Genomic DNA, 21,775 nt, shown 5'->3' on the forward strand with positions numbered 1-21,775 from the left:
GGCAGGCGCGACGTGGAGAACGGGCTTTGACGAACTACATCGACTATCTTGAGTCGCTGTCCAAGAAGCAACTCATGGTGATGCTCGCCCGGCAGCGGCAGGACGAGAACCAGGGCATCGCGGTGGTCGGGCTCGGCTGCCGCCTCCCCGGGGGGATCGATGATCCGCGGAGTCTGTGGACCGCGTTGCGGGAGGGACGGGTCGTGCCGACGGAGTCGGCCGGCCCGCCCACCGACAGCCTCGGTCGGGCGCGCTGGAACCTCGACGCGCCCGACCTGGCACCCATCGCCGACGTGCTCCGTTCGGGTGCGTACCTGAACGACGTCGACCTGTTCGATGCCGACTACTTCGGCATCACCGAGCAGGAGGCGGAGCGGATGGATCCGCAGCAGCGCCTGCTGCTCGAGGTCACCGTGCAGGCGCTCGCCGACGCGAACCTGACCCGCGCTGACCTGCGCCGCCAGCGGGTCGGGATCTTCATCGGCGCGAGCACGGTGGAGTACCCGATAGCCTGGGTGCGCAACCGGGTGCCGGCCGACGACCTGTCCCCGCACATGGCGCTCGGCAACACCCTGAGCGCGACGTCCGGGCGGATCGGTTTCATGCTGGGCGTCAACGGCCCGGCGATGACCATTGAGACGTCGTCGTCCTCGGCGCTGACCGCGATGCACCTGGCCGCGCAGGCACTCCGGCGACGCGAGTGCGACGTCGCCCTGGTGGGCGCCTGCCAGTTGCTGCTCTCCCCGCTCACCACCGCGGTGCTGGGTAAGCCGGGCATGCTGTCGAGCGCCGGCCGCAGCCGCCCGTTCACCACCGAGGCCGACGGCCACGTCCGGGGCGAGGGCTGCGGCATCCTGGTCGTCAAACGGCATTCCGACGCGGTCGCCGACGGCGACCTGCCGTACGCGCTGCTGCGCGGCAGCGCGGTCTACTCCCACGGCGACCGCCCCTCGATGGCGGTGACCGCGGGGGCCGGGCAGAAGACGGTCATCGAGTTGGCGCTGCGCAGTGCTGGCGTCGAACCGCTCGACGTGCAGTATGTCGAGGCTCAGGCCAACGGGTCCCGGCTGGGCGGGCTGATCGAGGCAGAGTCCCTGGCCGAGGCGTACGAGCGTCGGTCACCGACGGCCCCGCCGCTGTACCTGGGATCCTGCAAGGCCAACCTCGGCTACCTGGAGACCGCCTCCGGCGCGGTGGGCCTGATGAAGACGGTGCTCGCCCTCGCCCACGGCGAGGTGCCCCCGCAGGTCGGCACGGAGAACCTCGACCCCGGCGTCGCGTGGGACCGGACCGGTCTGCGGTTCGCGGACAAGCCGATGGCGTGGCCGTCGGACGGACGCCGCCTGGCCGGGGTGAGCTCCTTCGGTTTCACCGGGATCAACGCGCACGTCATCCTGGAGGGCGTCCCGGGCCGGCAGCGGTCGGAGGCGGCCCCCACGGCACCGGGTGTCCCCGCCCTGCTGGTCCTCTCGGCGCACAACGACGCGGCGCTGGCGGCGACCGCCGATCGGTTGCACCGTCACCTGGACCAGCGCGCGGAGTGGGACCACCACACGGTCTGCCGTACGTTGGCGCACGGTCGCGACCATCTCCCGGTCCGCGCCGCGGCCGTCGTCACCGGCCGGTCCGAACTCCTCGACGCGCTGGCCGCTGGCCCGGTACAGCGGGTGACCCGGGCGGGTATCCACGTCGAGCTGCCCGAGCTTGACGACTCGCGGCTGAGGGCGGTGCTGACCACCAGCCTGGGTGCGGGGTTCGAGCCGCTCGCCGCCCGGATACGCGGGTGCGCCGAGGCCATGGGCCTGCCGGCACTGGACGGACTGCTCGCCGACGGTCAAGCACTGCCGGAGGGCACCTGGCTCGCCTGGGCGATGGGCTGGTACGAGCTGCTGACGGCGGTGGGGCTGCGGGTGTCCGGCGGACTGTTCGGCGGTCGGTACCGCCACGTACTGTCCGATGTGGTGGCCGAGCGTACCGGGACGACCGAGGTCGCCGCGCGGTGGCAGGCCGGTGCGCTGGGAGCCGTACCGCCGCGACCGGTCGCGGCGGACGTGACGGTCACCGGGAACGTGTGGGTGCTGGGTGCGGCGGCGACTGCCGAGGCCGTACCGGTGCCGCTGGCCGAGTTGGACGCGGCCGGCTGGTTGCACCTGGTGGGGGAGCAGTACGCGGCCGGCGCCGAGATTGTCTTCACCGAGCTGTCGGCGCGGGCGGGGCAGGCACTGTGCCGCCTTCCCGGCCCGGCCCTGACCGGCAGACGGTACTGGCCCGAAGGCTATCAATGGTCCTGACGCGAGCTGATGGGATGCCACAGATGCACTACCCGAACCTCAAGACAGTCGTCGACACCGCGACCTTTCACGCCGAGCGGCATCCGGACCGTGTCGCCATCGAATGCGAGGGTCGCGAGGTCACCTTCGCGCAACTGCACCGGGGAAGCAACAGGTCGGCCCGCGCGATTCTCGCGGCCGGCGTGACACCCGGAACACGGGTCGGCTACCTGGGCAAGGAGTCGGAGTACTACTACGAGATCGTCTTCGCCTGCGCGAAGAGCGGGGCCGTGCTCGTGCCGATCAACTGGCGGCTGACGCCGACGGAGATCGAGCACATCCTGCGCGACTCGGGCACGGAGCTTCTCTTCACCGAACGCGAGTTCCGCACCACCGCGCTCGACCTCCAGCGGGAGCAGAATCAGCTACGGCTCGTGGTCGACATGGACGGCGAGGGCGAGTTGGGTGCGGGTTTCCGGGCCTGGACCTCGGAGCACTCCGGCGACGACCTGGACACCTCGGTCCGGCCCGAGGACCCGATCGTGCAGCTCTACACCAGCGGCACCACGGGCCTTCCGAAGGGCGTCGTGCTGCCGCACCGCAGCTTCTTCCGGATCAACGACCTGCTGGTCGAGAACGACCTGGACTGGCTGGACTGGCGGTCGGACGACAAGAGCCTGATCGGCATCCCGGGTTTCCACGTCGCCGGCCTCTGGTGGGCGATGCAGGCGCTCAACGCGGGCGTCACCAGCGTGGCCATGCGTCGGTTCCTGAGCACGGAGGCGGCCACCCTGATCCGCGAGTCGGGAATCACCACGACCCTGGTGGTTCCGGCGATGTTGCAGATGATCCTGGCTGAGCCCCGGGTCGGGTCGGACGACTTCGCCAGCCTGCGCAAGGTCGCCTACGGGGGCTCGCCGATCTCCGAGAGCCTGCTGCGGCAGAGCCTGGATGCGATGGGCTGTGAGTTCGTCCAGCTCTACGGTCTCACCGAGACCGGGAACTGCGCGGTGTGCCTGCCGGCGGCCGAGCATGTTCCGGGCAGCCCACGTATGCGGGCCGCCGGTCGCCCGATGCCCGGCGTCGACCTGAGGGTGGTCGACGCGGACGGTGTCGAGGTGCCGCTCGGCGAGGTGGGAGAGATCTGGCTGCGTACCCCGGCGATCATGATCGAGTACTGGGGCCTCAAGGAGGCGACCGACGAGGTATTTGTGGACGGATGGTTCCGCACCGGTGACGCCGGATACCTCGACCAGGATGGTTATCTCTACATTTCCGACCGCATCAAGGACACGATCATTGTGGCCGGGGAGAACGTCTACCCCGCCGAGGTCGAGAACGCGTTGTGCAAGCATCCCGCGGTCGCGGAGGCGGCGGTGATCGGCGTACCCGACGAGCGCTGGGGTGAGGCGGTCCGGGCCTTTGTGGTACTACGCCCAGGTCAGCAGGCGACGCCGCGTGAGTTGATGTTGTCGCTGAAGGGGCTGATCTCCGACTTCAAGATCCCTTCCCAGTACGATATCATCGACAAAGTCCCCCGTAACCCCAGTGGCAAGATCCTGCGTCGGATCCTCCGGGACCAGTTCTGGGCGCATGTGGACCGCAACGTCAACTGAATTGAGATTCCTATGAGCATCGCCCTTTCCACGGTGAAGGCTGGGCTGCGGGTCGCCTCGGTGGTCGTACCGGGTCTCGCCGGGAAGTGGACGTTCGCACTGTTCTGCAAGCTCCGGACCCCGTCGCGGGTGCGCCCCAACGAGGCCGAGGTCCACGCCCAGGCCCAGGTGGACAGCATCGAGTACAACGGTCGGCGGGTCGTCACCTACCAGTGGGGGGACGGCGCCAAGCCCGTCCTGGTGGTCCACGGCTGGGAGTCTCGCGGCTCGCGGTACGCACCCCTGGTGGCGGAGTTGCTCGCCCGTGGATACAGCGCGGTCACCTTCGACGCACCCGGTAACGGCGACTCCGAGGGAAACCGCACCACGCTGCTGGAGTACGCGGACATCATCGAGAAACTGTACGAGCGGCACGGCCCCTTCCAGGCGGCCGTCGCCCATTCGTTCGGGTCGTTGGCGCTCTTCCACGCCATGCGCAAAGGGGTCAAGGTCGACCGCGTGGTGACGGTGAACGCCGTGTGCGACTTCGACTACCTGGTCCACCGGTTCAGCGAGGAACTCGGTTTGTCCGAGCGCCTGAGGAAGGATCTGAGCCGCCGGTTCGAGGGCCTGTTCCCGCAGGAGCAGGACATTTACCGCCGTTTCTCCGTCCCGTACCAGGCGGACCGGGTGACCGGTCCCGTGCTGGTGATCCACGACGAGGACGACCTCCGGATCGAGATGTCGCAGGCCAAGAAGATCGCCGCGGCCTTCCCCGACCAGTCCCGGATGATCACCACTCAGGGCTTCGGACACAGCAAGATCCTCACCGACCCTGGGACGCTGACGGCCATCGCGGACTTCGTGTCGGAACCCACCGTCTGACCGCGCCGCCGGTCGTTCTCCCAGGTAGCGCGCGCCCGGTGGGTCTGTACCCACCGGGCGCGGTCATCGTGACGATCGGGTACGGCTACCGGCCAACTACCTTGTCAGCAGCTCACGCAGTGCCTTGACGACCTCGGCCGGGGCTTCCTCGGCCATGAAGTGGCCGCAGACCTGGGCGATACGGCTAGAAGAATGTGTGTCACATTCCGGGACTGGGCTTACTGGCCCTAGCCAGCCCATAGCGACCGGACGGTGATCGGTCGTGTGTGCACAACGCGGCTTGATATGGTCGTTGTCCACGTAGACGGTCCGCGACTCGGGCGCGACGCTCTGGGCGACCGCGTGCGTGTTCTGCATGGTGGGCAGGCCGGTGCCGATGTCCAGGAACTGCCGGATGCCGGCCTCGGCCGCGAGGTGACGCACGGCGCGCACCAGGAACACGCGCGACTGCTGCGCCATGAGGACGAGCTCCGGGTAGACCTCGGCGACGGCGTCACCGGCCGCCCGGTCGGACTGGAAGTTGTCCTTGCCGCCCATCCAGTAGTTCCAGATCCGGGCCGCGTGTGGCACGCACGGCTGAAGCGTCGCGGCGAGGTCGGCGTCCGGACCGGCCAGGCCAGGCTCCTGTCGAGGGGTCGTCGGCGGGAGATCACCACCGGAGTACGACCGGGAGCGTACGCCGATGTCGTCCACTGTCGACGCTGGCCAGCAGGGGTGACGGGTGTCTCGCTCGATCCGGGGGGCTTGAATTCCTACCGCATTGGTAGGAAAATCGAGGGCATGCCGCCGGTTCGGTTGTTCACCTCCCGCCGGGTCGTCGACCTGATGCGCGTCGCCGCGCAGCTCTGTCCCGGCGCTCCCAGCGCGGCCTGACCAGGCCGCCCAGCCCTCGCCGGCCCCCTTTCCCGTCGTCGACGCACGGTCGCGACGCCCGCACCCAGCGCCCGCGGCGGCGCATCTCGTGGAGGAGGACCCTGCCATGACCAACGACACCGTTTCACCGACAGCGGTGGACCCCCGGCTCGACTTCGAGGTGGCCTGGTGGGAGTGGCACCGACGCCACGAGGAGGTTCGGGCCGACCCGCACGGCTTCCTCGCGGTCACCGGTCTGCACTGGCTGACCTCGGTGCCGCAGCGGTTCCCCGAGGTGCCGGGGGAGTGGCACACCGCCGCAGACGGGCCGGTGGTGGCTCTCGACGACGGCGAGTTGCTCGTGATCGACGGCCGGCAGGTCCGGGGTCGGCACGAGTTCGGGCCGATCGCCGAGCGTGCCGGCGTCACCGTGGGCATCGACGGTGGGGTGCTGGAGGTGGCCCGCCGGGGCGGGCACGACATCCTCCGTCCCCGGCGACCCGAGCACTCGCTGCGCCTCGGCTACCGGGGCACCCCCACCTATCCGCCCGACCGGCGGTGGGTCCTGAGCGGGCACTTCGTACCCTTCGACAGTCCTCGCCCGACCACCGTCGGCGCGGCGGTGGAGGGGCTCACGCACGTCTACGACGCCCCCGGCCAGATCGAGTTCGCCGTCGACGGGGTGCCGCTGCGCCTGACCGCCTTCAACGGCACGGCACCCGGGAGCCTGTCGGTGCTCTTCACCGACACCACCTCCGGTGTGACGACATATCCGGCCAACCGAATCCTGGCCGTCGGCACACCGGACGAGCAGGGTCGGGTGACTCTCGACTTCAACCGGGCCACCAATCTGCCGTGCGCGTACACCGACTTCGCGACCTGCCCGCTGCCCCCGGCGGAGAACCGGCTGCCGGTCGCCGTCGAAGCCGGCGAGAAGATCCCGTACGAGCGGTTGGCGGGCGATTCCGTCGACCGTTCGTAGCCCTCTGCGTACCAACCCCTCGGGAGGATCGTCATGCCTCAGTCCACCGACGCCCCGATCGACGCCGACAGCGACGCGCTGCGGACGCTGCTGCGCCACCAGGCCAGCACCGTCACGGTGGTCACCGCTCCCGGCTCGCCCGCGGTCGGCTTCACCGCCACCTCGTTCACCTCGGTGTCGCTGGCGCCGCCGATCGTCTCGTTCTGCCTGAACCTCGGTTCGTCGAGCTGGCCCGCGGTCTCCCGTGCCCGGCACGTGGCGGTGCACCTGCTCGCCCACCACCAGCAGGAGCTTGCCCGCACCTTCGCGACCAGCGGCATCGACCGGTTCGCCGCTCCCACCCGCTGGCAGACCGGCCCGGAGGCGGTGCCGATCCTGGACGACACCCTGGCCTGGCTGCTCTGCCGGGTCGTCGACCGGGTGACCGTCGGCGATCACGCCGTCGTGTTGGCCGAGCCGGAGGTGCTCCGGCACGCCGACGTCGGCTCGCCCCTGCTGTACCACCGGGGCCGCTACGCCGGGCTGGCCGGCGACCAGAACGCGGCGGCCCGTCGTTCCGCCGCCTGACCGGGCGCTCGCACGCCCAAGCCACACCGAGCACGCCCAGTCACAGGGAGCACGCCCAGTCCACACGGAGGAGGATGCCGTGCAAGCGATAGTCGCCGCCCCGGACACCCGCGCGGGGTTCCGGGTGACGGACCTGCCCGATCCCACTCCAGGCCCGGGGCAGGTTCTCGTCGAGGTGCGACACGTCGGCGTCAACGCCGGCGAGATCCGCCACCTCGACGTCTGGCCGGCCGGGGCCGTGCTCGGGCACGACGCCGCGGGTCACGTGGTGCGTGGCGGCGACGGGTCCGGCCTGCGCGAGGGTGACCAGGTGGTGGCGTTCGGGCCGGGCGCCTGGGCCCGCCTGGCGGTGTTCGACGTGGACAGTGTGGCGGTGGTGCCCGCGGCCGTCGGCCTGGCCGAGATGGCCGTGCTGCCCACCGTCGGCCTCACCGCCCTGCGCACACTGCGGACGTCGGGGCCGCTGCTCGGCCGTCGGGTGCTGGTCACGGGTGCGTCCGGGGGTCTGGGCCGGGTCGCCGTCCAACTCGCCCGGCACGGCGGCGCGTACGTGGTCGCGGTGGTCGGCTCGCCGGCTCGTGGCGCGGGGCTGGCGGATCTCGGCGCCGACGAGGTCGTGGTTGGTCTCGACGCGATCACCGACCCGGTCGACGTGGTGCTGGAGACGGTCGGTGGCGCCCACCTGGTGGCCGCCTGGGGTCTGCTGGCCCCGGGTGGAGTGCTGCACAGCATCGGCTGGGCCTCCGGCGAGCCGGCCGTCCTTCCGGTGAACTCCACATTCGCACCGGGCGCGGCACGGACACTGCGTTCCTTCGGCGACGCCACCGCCCCGGGGTCGGATCTCGGTCTGCTCGCGGACCTGGTGGCGCGTGGAGCCCTGCGAGCGCCGATCGGTTGGCGCGGCTCGTGGCAGCGTCTCGAGGAGGCGGCCGACGCGCTGCGGGAGCGGCGGGTGGCCGGGAAGATCCTGCTCGACCTGGACTGAGCCGGAGCGGTGGCCACCGGTCACGGCACTAATCCTGTAAACCCTATAGCCTTAGTAGGATATTCGTCAACGGATCGACGTCCACGCGTGCGATAGCCGACATCCACCGACGGATTCGTTGACACCACCACCGCCCGGAAGGTGGACTCGGCTCATGTCCAGCGAGCTGCGGTTGACGATCCGCGGCCACATCGACTTCGGTCGGGTGTGGTCGAGTTCCTGTCTGGCCTGACCCGGCACCCTCGCCCGTAACCCGGCCCGCCGCACCGGCCCGCCGGGGTGAGGCGCACCGCCGCGCCGCCACCGCACCGACACCGTCGCCAGCCCGCGCCCACGCGCCGGGTCAGGTGTCGGCACACCCGCTTCCGCCTGCCTGGACAGGAGATCCCGCATGCCCGCGTACCGTCTGCGTACCCTGGCCGCCGCCGCGCTCGCCCCCCTGCTGGCCGTCGTCGCCGGCTGCTCCACCGGCACCACCCCGGCCGCCTCGGCGGCCGGCCAGCCCCGCTCCGGCGGCACCCTCACCTGGGCCGTGGAGACCGAGCCGATCACCCTCAACCCGCACCAGTACGCGCAGGCCAAGGCCCGCCTGCTGGTCTGGAACACCTTCGAGTCCCTGCTCACCTACGACAAGCAGGGCAAGCTGGTGCCGTGGCTGGCGACCGGCTGGCAGGTCGCACCGGACGGGCTGTCCTACACCCTGACGCTGCGCGACCGGGTCACCTTCACCGACGGCACCCCCTTCGACTCGGCCGCCGTCAAGGCGAACGTCGACAAACTCCGCGAACCGGGGTACGCCCCGGGCGTCGCGGCCGTCCAACTGCGCAACCTCAAGGCCGTCGAGATCGTCGACCCGCGCACCGTACGGCTCGTCCTCACCGCGCCGGACGTGCTCATCCTCGACTTCCTCGCCTCCCCGCAGGGCGCGCAGGTGTCCCCGACGTCGCTGCGGCAGGCGAAGAACCTCAAGGCCGGTGGCGCCGACGTCGTCGGCACCGGGCCGTTCGTGCTGGACCGCTACGTCCCCGGTCAGGAGCTGCGCTATCGGCGCAACGCCGACTACGACTGGGCGCCGCCCACCGCGACGCACACCGGCCCGGCCTACCTGGACGGCATCACCTACCGGTTCCTCAAGGAGTCGGCGGTGCGGGTCGGTGCCCTCACGTCGAGCCAGGTGCAGCTCATCGAGGGGGTGCCCGCGACCGATCAGCCGCTGGTCACCGGCAACCAGGCGCTGCGCCTGACGCGCGAGCTCAACTCCGGCTCGGCGTACTCCTACTACTTCAACACCTCCCATCCGCCCTTTGACGACCTGCGGGTCCGGCAGGCGTTCCGGGAGGCCGTCGACGTCGACACCGTCCTGCGGTCCGTCTACCGCGACACCGCCACCCGCGCCTGGAGCGTGATCAGCCCGTCCAGCCCGCTCTACGACAAGCGCCTCGAAGGTGGTTACGGCGGCGACGCCGCCAAGGCGAACACCCTGCTGGACCAGGCCGGCTGGGCCACCCGGGACGCCGACGGCTACCGGACGAAGGACGGCAAGCGGCTCACCGTACGACTCGTGCAGTCCGCGCCCTTCGTCCGGGACCGCCGCGACGTCCTGGCCCAGGCCGTGCAGGCCGCCGTGAAGCAGAGCGCCGGCATCGACCTCAAGGTGTCGCTCGTCGACCAGGGCACGGCCACGGAGGCGTTCCAGCGCAACGAGTACGAGGTGTTCGACAACTCCCGCGCCGACACCGACGCCGGTGCCGCACTGAACCTGCTGCTGCACTCCAGGGGCGGCATCAACCGCACCCAGCTCAACGACCCGAGCATCGACAGGTTGCTGGAGGCCGGTCAGGCGGCCGCCGACCCGACGAAGCGGGCCAGCATCTATGCCGACGTGCAGCAACAGGTCGTCGCCGAGCGGGCCGTGGCGCTGCCGCTGTACGCGCCGGCCGACCAGATCGCCGCCAGCACCGCCGTCGGCGGGGTGCGCTTCGAGCCGACCGCCGGGGTGCCGGCGAGCGCCTACGACCTGTGGATCGGCAAGTGACATGAGCCGACCACCCGTACGTGCCGTGGCCCGCCGGCTCGGTGCCGGTCTGATCGTCCTCTGGGTCGCGGCCACCGCCGCCTACCTGGCGCTGCTGGCCGCGCCCGGTGACACCGTGGACAACATCGTCGGCGACGGTGCGGACACCCCGCAGATCCGTGCCGAGATCATCGCCGAGTGGGGTCTGGAACGACCGGCCCTCGTCCAGTACGCCGACTACCTCCGCCGGCTCGGCGAGGGCGACCTGGGCCGCTCGTACCTGCTGCAACGCCCGGTCGCCGAGGTGATCGGCGAACAACTCGCCCCCACCCTCACCCTCGCGGTCGCCGCCGCCGGGCTCGGGGTGCTGCTCGCCCTGCTGATCGCGGTCGCCACGGCCGGGGACCGGCGGCCCTGGTTGCGCCGGGTCAGCTCCGGCACCGAGTTGCTGCTGGTCTCCACCCCGTCGTTCCTGATCGGGCTCGTGCTGCTCAGTGTGTTGTCGTTCCGGTTCGGGCTGTTTCCGGTCTCCGGCGACCAGGGGGTCACCGCGTTGGTGCTGCCCGCCGTCACCCTCGCGCTGCCCATCGCCGGGGTGCTCGCGCAGGTGCTGCGCGACGGGATCGACCGGGCCCTCGACGAGCCCTTCGTGCTCACCGCCCGCTCCCGGGGCGTACGCGAGCGCACGGTGTTGCTGCGCCACGCGCTGCGGCACGCTCTCCTGCCGGCGGTCACCCTGGCCGGTTGGCTCTTCGGCATCCTGCTCGGCGGCGCCGTGATCGTCGAACAGGTCTTCGGTCGGCCCGGTCTCGGCCAGGTCACCCTCAGCGCGGTCACCAGCGGGGACATGCCTGTGGTGCTGGCCGTCGTCACCCTCTCGGCCGCCGTCTACGTGGTGGTCAACACCGCCGCCGACCTGGCGTACCTGCTTGTCGACCCGCGTCTGCGAAGGAGCTGACCCGATGACCGTCACCCTGGGCCCGCCGCTCACCGACGTTGCGGCGCTGACCCTCGCCGACCCGGCCCGTCCGGCCGTACGCCGACGACCCCGATTGCGACCCGGCCTGCTCGTCGCCGGGACGTACCTGCTCCTGCTTGTCGTCGCCGCGGCCGGGCCGGCGGTGCTGGCCCCCGGCGACCCCCTCGCCGCGGACCCGCTGGCCGTGCTCTCCCCGCCGAGCGCGGCGCACTGGCTCGGCACCGACCACCTCGGCCGCGACGTCTGGACCCGGGTGGTGCACGGTGCCGGGCACTCCCTCACCATCGGAGTGGCCGCCACCGTGATCGCGGTGACCGGTGGTGTGCTGCTCGGCCTGCTCGCCGGCCTCGCGCACCGGGTCGCCGACGAGGCGCTCAGCCGTACGCTCGACGCGCTGTCGGCGTTCCCGATGCTGCTGCTGGCGCTGCTGTTCATCGCCATCGCCGGCCCCGGCACCGTCAGCCTGATCGTCGCCATCGGCATCGCCACCCTGCCGCACCACGCCCGGGTGGTCCGTGGTCAGACGCTTGTCGTCCGCCGTTCCGGCTACGTCGAACAGGCCGTCACCTTCGGCCAGTCCCGGCCCCGGCTGGTGCTGCGGCACGTGCTGCCCAACGTGGTCGGCCCGGTGCCGGTGCTCGCGGTGATCGGGCTCGGCGAGGCGGTCCTGGCCGCCGCCGGGCTCAGCTTCCTCGGCATGGGCCCGCAACCACCGTCGCCGGAGTGGGGAGCGATGCTCTCCGAGGGACGCAACTACCTCCAGGTGGCCTGGTGGATCAGCATCCTGCCCGGTCTGGCGGTCACCGCCACCGTGGTGTCGCTGACCGTCGTCGGCCGCCACTGGCAGGCCCGCTTCGACGGGCGGGGGCGCTGATGGCCCCCCTGGTCACGGTCGAGGATCTGCACGTCGACTTCGACACCCCGACCGGCCGGGTGGCCGCGGTGCGGGGGATCAGCTTCACCGTCGAGCGCGGCGAGTGCGTGGCAGTCGTCGGGGAGTCCGGCTCCGGCAAGAGCGTCACCGCTCGTACCCTGGTCGGGCTCGCCGGGCCGGGCGCGCAGGTCCGCGCCGCCCGACTGGAGTTGGCCGACCAGGACGTGCGGGGGCACCGGCCACGGGACTGGCGGCGGGTCCGTGGCCGGCTCGCCGGGCTGGTCCTCCAGGACGCGCTGGTCTCCCTCGACCCGCTGCGGACGGTGGGCGCCGAGATCGGCGAGGTGCTCGCCACCCACGGCATCGTCGGCCGCCGGGAACGGGCCGGTCGGGTCGCCCACCTGCTCGACCAGGTGCACCTCCCGGAGCCGGAACGCCGCGCCCGGCAGTATCCGCACCAGCTCTCCGGAGGGCTGCGCCAGCGGGCCCTGATCGCCTCGGCGATCGCCGGGGAGCCGGCCCTGCTCATCGCCGACGAGCCCACCACCGCACTGGACGTCACCGTGCAGGCGCAGATCCTGCGGCTGCTCGCCGAGCGGCGGGCCGCCGGGGTGAGTCTGCTGCTGATCAGCCATGACCTGGCGGTCGTCGCCCAGATCGCCGACCGGGTCCTGGTGCTGCGCGACGGTCGGATCGTCGAGCAGGGTCCCACCGGCACGCTGCTGCGGGCTCCCGCGCATCCGTACACCCGGCAGTTGCTGGCGGCGGTGCCCTCGGCGACGTCGCGGGGGCGCCGGCTCGGGGTGTCGCGGGCCGGGGACGTACGGACGGCCCTGCCCGCCCGGCCCGAGGTCCGCGCCGACGACACCGTGCTCGACGCGGACGGGCTGACCAAGACCTACGGCGAGCACACCGTGGTGCGGGACGTCTCCTTCTCCATCGCGCGGGGCGAGACGCTCGGCCTGGTGGGGGAGTCCGGTTCCGGCAAGAGCACAGTCGCCCGGATCGTCGCCGGTCTGCTCGACGCGGACGCGGGCGTCGTCACCTTCGAGGGCACCGCGTGGGCCGGCGTGCGGGAGCGGGCCCGCCGCCCGCTGCGGCGTAGGTTGCAACTGATCTCCCAGGACCCGCTGAGTTCCTTCGACCCCCGCTACACGGTCGGACGGGTCGTCGCGGAGAACCTCGACCCCGACGTCAGCCGCTCGGATCGGCGTGACCACGTCGTCGACCTGCTGCGTCGAGTCGGTCTCGGCGCGGACCTGCTCGACCGGCACCCCCGGCAGCTCTCCGGCGGCCAACGGCAGCGGGTCGCCATCGCCCGCGCGATCGCCCCCCGACCGACGCTGCTCGTCTGCGACGAGCCGGTCTCCGCCCTCGACGTCTCCGTGCAGGCCCAGGTGCTCGACCTGCTGGCCGACCTGCGGGCCACCGACGGCACCGCCCTGCTCTTCATCTCCCACGACCTGGGTGTGGTGCACCACCTCAGTGACCGGGTGCTCGTCCTGCACGACGGCGCGGTGGTCGAGCAGGGCCCGGTCGGCGACGTCTTCAGCTACCCCCGACACGACTACACCCGGTCTCTGCTGGACGCGCTGCCCACGCTGGTCACCGCCGGCCGACCGTAGGAGGAAAACCATGACCGACAAGAGCCTGCACCTGGCCGTGGCGCTCGACGGTCTCGGCTGGCACCCCGCCGCCTGGCGGCTCTCGCGCGCCGAGGCGACCGCGCCACTGACCGCCCGCTACTGGAACGCCCTCGCGGGCGAGGCCGAACGCGGCGCACTGGACCTGCTCACCATCGAGGACAGCCTGGACCTTCAGACGTCCGGGCCGGACGGCCCGGACGACCGCACCGACCAACTCCGGGGACGACTCGACGCGGTGCAGATCGCCGCCCGACTCGCCCCGCTGACCCGGCACATCGGGCTGATCCCGACCACCAGCACCACCCACACCGAGCCGTTCCACGTCTCCACGGCGATCGCCACGCTCGATTACGTCAGCGGCGGGCGGGCCGGTTGGCGGCCCCGGATCTCCGCCCGTAGGGCCGAGGCCGGGCACTTCGGCCGCCGCGACATCCCGCCGCTGGACCCGGCCCGGCTCGACGAGCCGGAGGTCGTACGGCTCGTCGGCGACCTCATCGCCGAGGCCGGCGACGCGGTGGAGGTGGTCCGCCGGCTCTGGGACAGCTGGCAGGACGACGCCGTGATCCGGGATGTGCCGACCGGTCGCTTCGTCGACCGCGAGCGGCTGCACTACGTCGACTTCACCGGCCGGTGGTTCTCCGTCAAGGGGCCCTCCATCGTGCCCCGGTCGCCGCAGGGGCAACCGGTCGTCGCCGCGCTGGCCCACTCGTCAGTGCCGTACGCGTTCGCCGCCCGGCACGCCGACGTCGTCTTCGTCACCCCGACCGACCCTGGGCACGCCGCCGCGATCGTGGCGGAGGTACGGGCGGCCGAGGAGACCGTCGGCCGGACCGACGCCCCGCTGCGCATCCTCGCCGACGTGGTCGTCCTGCTCGACGACTCGCCGACATCGGCCGGACAGCGCAGGGCACATCTCGACGAGTTGTACGGTGCGCCGTTCACGTCCGACGCGGCCATCTTCGCCGGCACCCCGGGGCAGTTGGCCGACCTGCTCGCCGCCTGGCACCGCGCCGGAGTGGACGGTTTCCGGCTGCGGCCGGCCGTGCTTCCCGACGACCTGATCGCGATCACCCGGGCGTTGGTGCCCGCGCTGCGGGATCGGGGCCTGTTCCGCGCCGGCTATCCGGTCGGGACGCTGCGCGACCTGCTCGGCCTGCACCGACCGGTCAGCCGGTACGCCGCCGTGGCGACCGCCTGAGCACTGGAGACCCTCATGCCCAAGCAGATCGTCCTGGCCGCCCACTTCCCCGGCGTGAACAACACCACCGTGTGGAGCGACCCGGCCTCCGGCAGCCAGATCGACTTCTCCTCCTTCGTCCACCTGGCCCGCACGGCGGAACGGGGGAAGTTCGACTTCCTCTTCCTCGCCGAGGGGTTGCGCCTGCGCGAGCAGCGGGGCCGCATCCACGACCTGGACGTGGTCGGCCGCCCGGACACGTTGACGGTGCTCGCCGCCCTCGCGGCGGTCACCACGCACCTGGGGCTGGCCGGCACGCTCAACGCCACCTTCCGCGAGCCGTACGAGTTGGCCCGGCAGTTGGCCAGCCTCGACCACCTCTCCGGCGGGCGGGCGGCCTGGAACGTGGTCACCACCTCCGACGCGTTCACCGGGGAGAACTTTCGCCGGGGCGGCTACCTGGACCGCTCGCTGCGCTACGACCGGGCCGCCGAGTTCGTGCGTACCGCGCGGGAGTTGTGGGAGTCGTGGCCGGCGGAGGCGATCGTGGGCGACCGCGACGGCGGCCGGTACCTCACCGAGGCCGGACCCGGCGCGTTCGCCCACCACGGCGACCAGTTCGACATCGCGGGGCACTTCACGGTGCCCCGCAGCCCGCAGGTGCACCCGGTGATCCTGCAGGCCGGTGACTCGCCGGACGGGCGCGAGTTCGCCGCGTCCAGCGCCGACGCGATCTTCTCCCGGCACGGCACCCTGGAGGACGGTCAGGACTTCTACCGGGACGTGAAGTCCCGGCTTGCCTTCTACGGCCGCCAACCCGACGACCTGCTGGTCATCCCCGGTGTCACATTCGTGCTCGGCGACACCGACGCCGAGGCGCAGGAGCGCGCGCACCACATCCGCCGCCAGCAGGTCAGCCCACAGACCGCGATCCTGCTGCTGGAACAACTCTGGAACCGGGACCTGTCCGGGTACGACCCGGAGGGCCCACTGCCCGCCGAGGACCCGGACGTCTCCGGCGACGCGATCAGCCGGGGCCGAACCGGCGTGTATGCCGACCCGGTCGACACCGCGCGGCGGTGGCGGGCCCTGGCCGAGGAGAAGGGGCTCGGCATCCGCGATCTGATCATCGAGGTCACCGGCCGGCAGTCCTTCGTCGGCACCGCGCGGCAGGTCGCCGAACGGATGAACCACTTCGTGCAGTCGGACGCCGCCGACGGGTTCATCCTGGTGCCGCACCTGACCCCCGGCGGGCTCGACGAGTTCGTCGACCAGGTCGTGCCGCTGTTGCAGGAGCGCGGCGTCTTCCGCAGCGAGTACACCGGCACCACCCTGCGCGACCACCTCGGCCTCGGTCCCGCCCGCCCGGTCGCCCGACCCTCCAGCCGAAAGTGACGGTTCCGGCGTGAAGTTCCTGCTGATTACGCTCATCACCCACCTGCCCGACCCGGTCACCGGGCAGCGCAGGAGCACCACCGACCGGTTCCGGGACGTGGTCGACACGGCGGTCCTCGCGGAGGATCTCGGCTTCGACGGGTACGGCGTCGGTGAACGCCACGAGCGCCCCTTCATCTCGTCCTCACCACCTGTGGTGCTGAGCCACATCGCGGCCCGGACCTCCACCATCCGGTTGTTCACGGCGGTCACCACGCTCAGCCTGCTCGACCCGGTGCGCGCCTACGAGGACTACGCCACCCTCGACCACCTCAGCGGCGGCCGACTCGAACTGATCATCGGCAAGGGCAACGGTGCCGCGCAGGCGCAACTGTTCCACGTCACCGCCGAGGACCAGTGGGACCGCAACCGGGAGGGCTACGAGCTGTTCCGCCGGCTCTGGCGGGAGGACCGGGTCACCTGGTCCGGGACGTACCGGCCGTCGCTGACCGACGCCGAGACCTGGCCCCGCCCGCTGCAACAGCCCATCCGCGTCTGGCACGGCAGCGCTACCAGCAGGGACTCGGCCGACCTCGCCGCCCGGTACGGCGACCCGATCTTCTCCGCCAACGTCACCAACCCGATCGAGCCGTACGCCGAACTCATCCGCCACTACCGGGAACGGTGGGTCCACTACGGGCACGATCCGGCCGACGCGCTCGTCGGCGCGGGCACCGCCGGTTTCTACGTGGCCCGCACGTCGCAGGAGGCGGTGGAACGGTACCGGCCGATCTTCGACGCCCGGGTGGCCGCGTTCCGGCGGCTGGGCATCCAGCCGGTCTTCGCGACCCTGGAGGACGCCATCGAGCGCAGCTCGATCCTGGTCGGCAGCCCGCAGCAGCTCGCCGACAAGGTGCTGCGCTACCACGAGCAGTTCGGCCACGAGGTCATCCACCTCCAGGCCGACCACGACGGGCTGACCGACAAGCAGCACCGGGAGAGCCTGGAGCTGTTCCAGGCCGAGGTGGCCCCGGTGCTGCGTCGGGAGATCCCGAGCCGCCCCTTCGCACCGCCGGCGACCGCCGCCGCGGCGGCCTGACCAGAAACGGGGACCAGCATGCCGTCCACTCCACTGTCCATCCTCGACCTGTCCCCGGTGCCCGCCGGCGCCACCGTCACCGACGCCCTGCACAACACCGTCGACCTGGCTCGGCGGGCCGAGCAGTCCGGCTACCACCGCTACTGGCTGGCCGAGCACCACCTCGCCGCCGGCGTCGCCAGCTCCGCGCCGGCCGTGCTGATCGGGCAGGTCGCCGCGGCCACCAGTGTGCTGCGCGTCGGCTCCGGGGCCGTCCAGGTCGGGCACCGCACCGCCCTGTCGGTGGTCGAGGAGTTCGGCACCCTCGCCGCCCTGTACCCGGGCCGCATCGACCTCGGGCTGGGCCGCTCCGGTCAGCGGCGCATCGAGGCGGCCCAGGCGGTCGCCGCGCCGGCCCCGCCGTCGGTGCCGGCTCGGGTGGTCGACGGACTGCTCATCCCGCCGCCGTTCTCGTACGCCCAGGTGCTCACCTCACCGCGCTTCGCCCTGAGCACGGCCCTGCTGCACCAGCCGGGCGCGCAGCCGCCACCCTTCGCCGAGCAGGTGGCCGACGTGCTGGCCCTGCTGCGCGGCGACTACACCGACGCCGACGGCCTGGACGCGCACGCCGTGCCGGGGGAGGGCACCGACCTGCAGGTGTGGCTGTTGGGCAGCAGCGGCGGGGAGAGCGCCCAACTGGCGGGTGCGCTGGGCCTGCCCTTCGCCGCCAACTACCACGTCAGCCCCTCCTCGGTGCTCGACGCGGTCGCCGCGTACCGGGCCGCGTTCCAACCCTCGGCGACGCTCGCCGAACCGTACGTGGTGGTCTCCGCCGACGTGGTCGTCGCCGAGACCGACGACGCGGCCCGCCGGCTGGCCGCACCGTACGGGCCGTGGGTGCGCAGCATCCGCAGCGGCGAGGGCGCGATGCCGTTCCCCAGCCTGGAGCAGGCCGCCGCGCTGCCCTGGAGCGAGGACGACCGCCAGCTCGTCGCCGACCGGGTGGACACCCAGTTCGTCGGGGCACCCGGCACGGTCGCCGAGCGGCTGCGCACCCTGCGCGACGTCACCGCCGCCGACGAGCTGTTGGTCACCACGATCACCCACGCCCACACCGACCGGGTCAGCTCCTACGAACTGCTCGCCAAGGAGTGGACCGACTGACCCGGGCCCTGGTCGACGGTCACCGGGTGCCGGACGACAGCGTCGAACAGGTAACCGAGGTCGTTGCCCGCGGCCTGGTCACGCTGACCGGCCCCGGTGACGTCGGTGGCCCGGGCACGCAGGGTCCACCGGCCGGGCCGCGGCGGGCGCCAGGGCGCCGTCCATCGCTGCCAGAGCCCGCCCTCGTCCTCGGGGTATGTTGCGCTGGACGTACTCCTCGAAGCGTGTCCCGCTGACGCGTTGCACGACGTAGCCGGCGAGCGCGTTGCCGTAGTTGGAGTAGGCCGGGGTCGTGCCCGGCTCGTAGATCTGCTCCGGTGGGTCGGTCGTCAGGGCCTCGCGCAGGTCGAGGTCGGTGGCGTCGGTGCCGATCAGGCCGGCGATGCGCTCCTCGAAACCGGCGGTGTGCGTCAGCAGGTGCCGCAGGGTGACGGCTCGCTCGTAGCCGCGCGGCAGGTCGAAGTCGAGGTACGTCTCGACGTCGGCGTCGAGGTCGAGTTTCCCGCTCTGTACGAGTTGCAGGACGGCGGTGGCGGTGACGAGCTTCGACACCGATCCCATCCGGAAGAGATGGCGGTCCGGATCGACGGGTACGGCCCCGGTGTCACCGTCACCGGTGTCGGCGTGGCCGTACCCCCGGGTCGTGAGGATCTTGCCGTCGTCCACGACGGCGACAGTGGCCCCGGCGATGCCGGTGCGGTCGAGCGCGGCCGGCAGCACGCCGTCGAGCCAGGCGTTGACGTCGGTGTCGGTCAGGGCGGGACCCGTACCGCCCGGGGCGGCGGCAGCCGCCGGGGTGTCGACGTGCGGGGCCGGGCGGGCGGGCGACGCGCCGCAGCCCGCGGTGGTCACCGCGACGGCGGCGGTGGCGGCGAGATCGCGCCGAGTCGGGCGAGGATCCCCGCCGGGCGGGTTCGCTGACGTGTACGAGAGCGCATTGTCTGCCTGTGCCTTCCTCGGCGACCGGGTGTCCGGAGCGGGTCCGTACGGCGTCACTCGATGCCTTGCCACCAGCCTGTTCGACCACGTGGGCGAAACCATCTGGCGGAGGACGGCAATGCCCTTGCGACCTGAGGAGGAGGGGTGTGCGCACCCACGGTGGAAAGATCCACCCGCGGTGCGTGAACCACCGCCCGTGCCGGGGCATCCCAGGTGGTGACAGATCCCGCAGAGGAAAGGACCACCCATGCGCGGCAAACTGCTCGTCGGAGTGGCACTCAGCGTCACGGTCGGCGCCGGCTGCACCCCATCGGTCGACCGGGTCGCCGGTGACGCGGGGCCCGCCGGCTCTGCCGCGGGCAGCGCGAGCCCGTCGGCACCGAGCGCCCCGACGACCGCCAGCTCCGGCCCGGGTACGCCGACCGCCGGCAGCACCTCCGGGCCGGCCCCTCAGGGAGGCGAGATCCGGCAGACCGACTGGCCCAACGCGGTGATCCGCAAGCTGGGCTTCTGCGAGTCCGACGACAGTGTGGTGTTCCGCAACGGGTCGAACGGGTTCGACGTGCCGTGCCGGATCCTGCCGGGCGGCGCGCAGCCGGTGTACGGCGAGTTCATCGTCGAGGAGCCGGCGAACGCGCCGTCGACCGAGGACGCGCTGGTCCTCGTCGAACTGGGCAACCCGAACGCCGCGCGACGGCAGGCCCTCGTGCCCGTGCAGCTCTCCGACAACGGCCGGGGCCGCTACGCCTGGCCGGTCATCCGGGGAGACCAGCCGGGTTCCGGAGTTGACCAGGTCATGACGTTCGTCTCGTACCGGTTGGTGGGCCAGAACGTGGAGGCCACCGTCCGTACGCTCGACGGCGGCACCGAGACCCGCCGGTGGCGCAAGGCCGACGGCAGCGGCAACTGGGAACGGTACTAACCGCTACGACGCGGGCGTGCTGCCCCGCACGCGCAGCGTGCGGAGGATCTCGTCGGTGCGATCCGCGCCCCCGCTCTGTCTGACCTGGACGTAGACGTCGAGGGTGCTGTTGGCCGCGGTCAGGATGGTCTCGCTGAAGGACGTCGTGGTTCTGGCGCATCGCGTCCAGCGCCGGACGCTCCCGCTGAGGCTGCCGACCGTGATCGTGCGGTCGGCAGCGCGGATGCACCGGTTGTGGCCGGTCAGGGTGGGCGGGACCGTCGCAGCGGTGCGGGTCCGGCTCACCCCGACGAACACGCCGGGCGTGGGACTGTTCGCGGTGGACCACGCGGTGAGGTCGGGCCCGACGACCAGGCCCGGGTCGTGTGCGCCGGGCAGGCCGATCACGCCCGGTTTCCAGCCGCCGTCGCGCAGTTGCCGGGCCCAGTCGTCGGGCACGGCGACCGAGACGGTGCCGGTCACGTCACGCACCCGTGTCCAGCCCGGTGGCGTGGCGGAGGCGGCGGACGAACCGGCCAGGACCAGCGTCGTGGCCGCCGCGCCGACGGTGGTGAGGGCCCGGCGGGCGCGCTGCGGCGACCGCCGGGCCGGACCCGTCCGTGCGGCGAGCAGATCCTCCAACGCGGAGGCGTACGCGGCCGCGCTCGGCCAGCGGCGGGCCGGATCGCGCTGCAGGGCCCGACGGACGACACGCTCGACGGCCGCGGGCACCCGGGCCGCTGCCTCCGCCGCCTGCCCCGGCGGCAGCCCGGTCACCATGTGGTGGGTGAGGGCGCCGATCGCGTAGACGTCGGCACGCGCGTCCAGCACGCCGCCCGGGACGAGCTGCTCGGGTGCCATGTAGCCGGGTGTGCCGGCGACCAGCGTGAACCCGGAGGCGTGCGCGAGTGCCTTGGCCAGCCCCAGGTCGGCGACGAGCACCCGGCCGCCGGCGGCCGGGGTGTCGAAGAGGACGTTGGAGGGCTTGAGGTCGCGGTGCAGCACGCCCTTGTCGTGCAGGACGGCCACCGCCCTGGCGATGTCGGCGGCGATCCGCAGCGCCTCGGGCACCGGCAGCGGACCGTCGGCCAGCCGCTCGGCGAGCGTGCCGCCACCGGCGTACGTCATCACCAGGTACGGCCGGCCGTCGGGCAACTCGCCGATGTCCAGCACGCGGACCAGGTGGTCGGAGTCGACCTGCCGCATGAACCGGGCCTCCTGGCGGAACCGCGCCCGGATGTCGGCCCGCTGCGACCAGTTCTCGGCGAGCACCTTCACCGCCACCGGGGCCTGCAACTCGTCGTCGTACGCCAGCCACACGGTGGCGAACGCACCGGCACCGACGGGTCGTGCGACGCGGTACCGGCCGACCTGTGGCGGGATGGACACGGCCGTATTATCCGGCAGCCGCAGCCGCAGCCGCGGTGTCGCACCGGGAGCGGGGGAGCGCCGACATTGGACGGGTCGTCGATCGAGGAACTGGCGCGCCGGGC

General features: G+C 72.2%; 17 protein-coding genes and 1 pseudogene. 15 read left to right on the forward strand and 3 right to left on the reverse strand.

Going from position 1 to position 21,775, the window contains the following annotated elements; translation table 11 throughout:
- Positions 1–26 precede the first annotated feature (26 nt).
- The 3 genes from AB0B14_RS00955 to AB0B14_RS00965 are packed head-to-tail and all read left to right on the forward strand — an operon-like array spanning position 27 to position 4,750.
- On the forward strand, positions 27–2,291 hold the full coding sequence (locus AB0B14_RS00955; protein ID WP_357520419.1) for a beta-ketoacyl synthase N-terminal-like domain-containing protein: 2,265 nt from the start codon (positions 27–29) through the stop codon (positions 2,289–2,291).
- Between the two features lie 14 nt (positions 2,292–2,305).
- Positions 2,306–3,886 carry a fatty acid--CoA ligase gene (locus AB0B14_RS00960; protein ID WP_357064358.1) on the forward strand — a complete coding sequence of 527 codons (1,581 nt, stop codon included), beginning with the start codon at positions 2,306–2,308 and terminating at the stop codon, positions 3,884–3,886.
- 12 nt (positions 3,887–3,898) lie between these two features.
- On the forward strand, positions 3,899–4,750 hold the full coding sequence (locus tag AB0B14_RS00965; protein ID WP_357064355.1) for an alpha/beta hydrolase: 852 nt from the start codon (positions 3,899–3,901) through the stop codon (positions 4,748–4,750).
- 288 nt (positions 4,751–5,038) lie between these two features.
- Here the strand turns inward: AB0B14_RS00965 and AB0B14_RS00970 are convergent.
- Positions 5,039–5,365, reverse strand: a pseudogene (locus AB0B14_RS00970) (SAM-dependent methyltransferase); the annotation flags it as partial.
- A 364-nt stretch (positions 5,366–5,729) separates the two neighbouring features.
- Here AB0B14_RS00970 and AB0B14_RS00975 point away from each other — a divergent pair.
- The 11 genes from AB0B14_RS00975 (at position 5,730) to AB0B14_RS01025 (ending at position 18,442) form a co-directional block, all read left to right on the forward strand.
- Complete coding sequence (locus AB0B14_RS00975) at positions 5,730–6,584, forward strand: DUF1684 domain-containing protein (protein ID WP_357520421.1); 855 nt, start codon at positions 5,730–5,732, stop codon at positions 6,582–6,584.
- A 33-nt stretch (positions 6,585–6,617) separates the two neighbouring features.
- Entirely contained in the window at positions 6,618–7,151 is a 534-nt protein-coding gene (locus AB0B14_RS00980; RefSeq protein WP_357064351.1) for a flavin reductase family protein, read from the forward strand.
- Positions 7,152–7,230: 79 nt separating this feature from the next.
- Entirely contained in the window at positions 7,231–8,136 is a 906-nt protein-coding gene (locus tag AB0B14_RS00985; protein ID WP_357064348.1) for a zinc-binding dehydrogenase, read from the forward strand.
- 391 nt (positions 8,137–8,527) lie between these two features.
- The gene (locus tag AB0B14_RS00990) at positions 8,528–10,171 is read left to right on the forward strand and encodes an ABC transporter substrate-binding protein (RefSeq protein WP_357520423.1); all 1,644 of its coding nucleotides are present in this window, start codon (positions 8,528–8,530) and stop codon (positions 10,169–10,171) included.
- A 1-nt stretch (position 10,172) separates the two neighbouring features.
- The gene (locus AB0B14_RS00995; RefSeq protein WP_357064343.1) at positions 10,173–11,108 is read left to right on the forward strand and encodes an ABC transporter permease; all 936 of its coding nucleotides are present in this window, start codon (positions 10,173–10,175) and stop codon (positions 11,106–11,108) included.
- A 4-nt stretch (positions 11,109–11,112) separates the two neighbouring features.
- A complete protein-coding gene (locus AB0B14_RS01000) occupies positions 11,113–12,003 on the forward strand; it encodes an ABC transporter permease (RefSeq protein ID WP_357520425.1) in 891 nt (296 codons plus the stop codon).
- Positions 12,003–13,628 carry an ABC transporter ATP-binding protein gene (locus AB0B14_RS01005; protein ID WP_357520427.1) on the forward strand — a complete coding sequence of 542 codons (1,626 nt, stop codon included), beginning with the start codon at positions 12,003–12,005 and terminating at the stop codon, positions 13,626–13,628. The genes AB0B14_RS01000 and AB0B14_RS01005 overlap by 1 nt, the downstream gene beginning before the upstream one ends.
- 10 nt (positions 13,629–13,638) lie before the next feature.
- Complete coding sequence (locus AB0B14_RS01010) at positions 13,639–14,847, forward strand: LLM class flavin-dependent oxidoreductase (protein WP_357064334.1); 1,209 nt, start codon at positions 13,639–13,641, stop codon at positions 14,845–14,847.
- A gap of 15 nt (positions 14,848–14,862) precedes the next feature.
- Entirely contained in the window at positions 14,863–16,221 is a 1,359-nt protein-coding gene (locus tag AB0B14_RS01015; RefSeq protein ID WP_357064331.1) for an NtaA/DmoA family FMN-dependent monooxygenase, read from the forward strand.
- A gap of 10 nt (positions 16,222–16,231) precedes the next feature.
- Positions 16,232–17,299, forward strand: a complete 1,068-nt coding sequence (locus tag AB0B14_RS01020) for an LLM class flavin-dependent oxidoreductase (protein WP_357064329.1) — start codon at positions 16,232–16,234, stop codon at positions 17,297–17,299.
- An 18-nt stretch (positions 17,300–17,317) separates the two neighbouring features.
- Positions 17,318–18,442 carry an LLM class flavin-dependent oxidoreductase gene (locus AB0B14_RS01025; RefSeq protein WP_357520429.1) on the forward strand — a complete coding sequence of 375 codons (1,125 nt, stop codon included), beginning with the start codon at positions 17,318–17,320 and terminating at the stop codon, positions 18,440–18,442.
- Between the two features lie 78 nt (positions 18,443–18,520).
- Here AB0B14_RS01025 and AB0B14_RS01030 read toward each other — a convergent pair whose 3' ends face one another.
- A complete protein-coding gene (locus AB0B14_RS01030; protein WP_357520431.1) occupies positions 18,521–19,294 on the reverse strand; it encodes a serine hydrolase domain-containing protein in 774 nt (257 codons plus the stop codon).
- A 334-nt stretch (positions 19,295–19,628) separates the two neighbouring features.
- Between AB0B14_RS01030 and AB0B14_RS01035 the strand changes: the two genes are divergently transcribed.
- A complete protein-coding gene (locus AB0B14_RS01035; RefSeq protein ID WP_357520432.1) occupies positions 19,629–20,303 on the forward strand; it encodes a hypothetical protein in 675 nt (224 codons plus the stop codon).
- A gap of 3 nt (positions 20,304–20,306) precedes the next feature.
- On the opposite strand, the gene AB0B14_RS01040 is transcribed toward AB0B14_RS01035, so the two are convergent.
- The gene (locus AB0B14_RS01040) at positions 20,307–21,671 is read right to left on the reverse strand and encodes a serine/threonine-protein kinase (RefSeq protein ID WP_357520434.1); all 1,365 of its coding nucleotides are present in this window, start codon (positions 21,669–21,671) and stop codon (positions 20,307–20,309) included.
- Between the last annotated feature and the right edge of the window lie 104 nt (positions 21,672–21,775).

This window comes from Micromonospora sp. NPDC049171 (genome assembly GCF_040648275.1).
In the GTDB taxonomy this organism is placed as follows: domain Bacteria; phylum Actinomycetota; class Actinomycetes; order Mycobacteriales; family Micromonosporaceae; genus Micromonospora.

What these genes read in the sequence shown, in the direction of transcription:
- AB0B14_RS00960 (WP_357064358.1), top strand. Translation starts at nt 2,306, where the DNA reads ATGCCACAGATGCACTACCCGAACCTCAAGACAGTCGTCGACACCGCG.
- AB0B14_RS00965 (WP_357064355.1), top strand. Translation starts at nt 3,899, where the DNA reads ATGAGCATCGCCCTTTCCACGGTGAAGGCTGGGCTGCGGGTCGCCTCG.
- AB0B14_RS00975 (WP_357520421.1), top strand. Translation starts at nt 5,730, where the DNA reads ATGACCAACGACACCGTTTCACCGACAGCGGTGGACCCCCGGCTCGAC.
- AB0B14_RS00980 (WP_357064351.1), top strand. Translation starts at nt 6,618, where the DNA reads ATGCCTCAGTCCACCGACGCCCCGATCGACGCCGACAGCGACGCGCTG.
- AB0B14_RS00990 (WP_357520423.1), top strand. Translation starts at nt 8,528, where the DNA reads ATGCCCGCGTACCGTCTGCGTACCCTGGCCGCCGCCGCGCTCGCCCCC.
- AB0B14_RS00995 (WP_357064343.1), top strand. Translation starts at nt 10,173, where the DNA reads ATGAGCCGACCACCCGTACGTGCCGTGGCCCGCCGGCTCGGTGCCGGT.
- AB0B14_RS01000 (WP_357520425.1), top strand. Translation starts at nt 11,113, where the DNA reads ATGACCGTCACCCTGGGCCCGCCGCTCACCGACGTTGCGGCGCTGACC.
- AB0B14_RS01005 (WP_357520427.1), top strand. Translation starts at nt 12,003, where the DNA reads ATGGCCCCCCTGGTCACGGTCGAGGATCTGCACGTCGACTTCGACACC.
- AB0B14_RS01010 (WP_357064334.1), top strand. Translation starts at nt 13,639, where the DNA reads ATGACCGACAAGAGCCTGCACCTGGCCGTGGCGCTCGACGGTCTCGGC.
- AB0B14_RS01015 (WP_357064331.1), top strand. Translation starts at nt 14,863, where the DNA reads ATGCCCAAGCAGATCGTCCTGGCCGCCCACTTCCCCGGCGTGAACAAC.
- AB0B14_RS01025 (WP_357520429.1), top strand. Translation starts at nt 17,318, where the DNA reads ATGCCGTCCACTCCACTGTCCATCCTCGACCTGTCCCCGGTGCCCGCC.
- AB0B14_RS01035 (WP_357520432.1), top strand. Translation starts at nt 19,629, where the DNA reads ATGCGCGGCAAACTGCTCGTCGGAGTGGCACTCAGCGTCACGGTCGGC.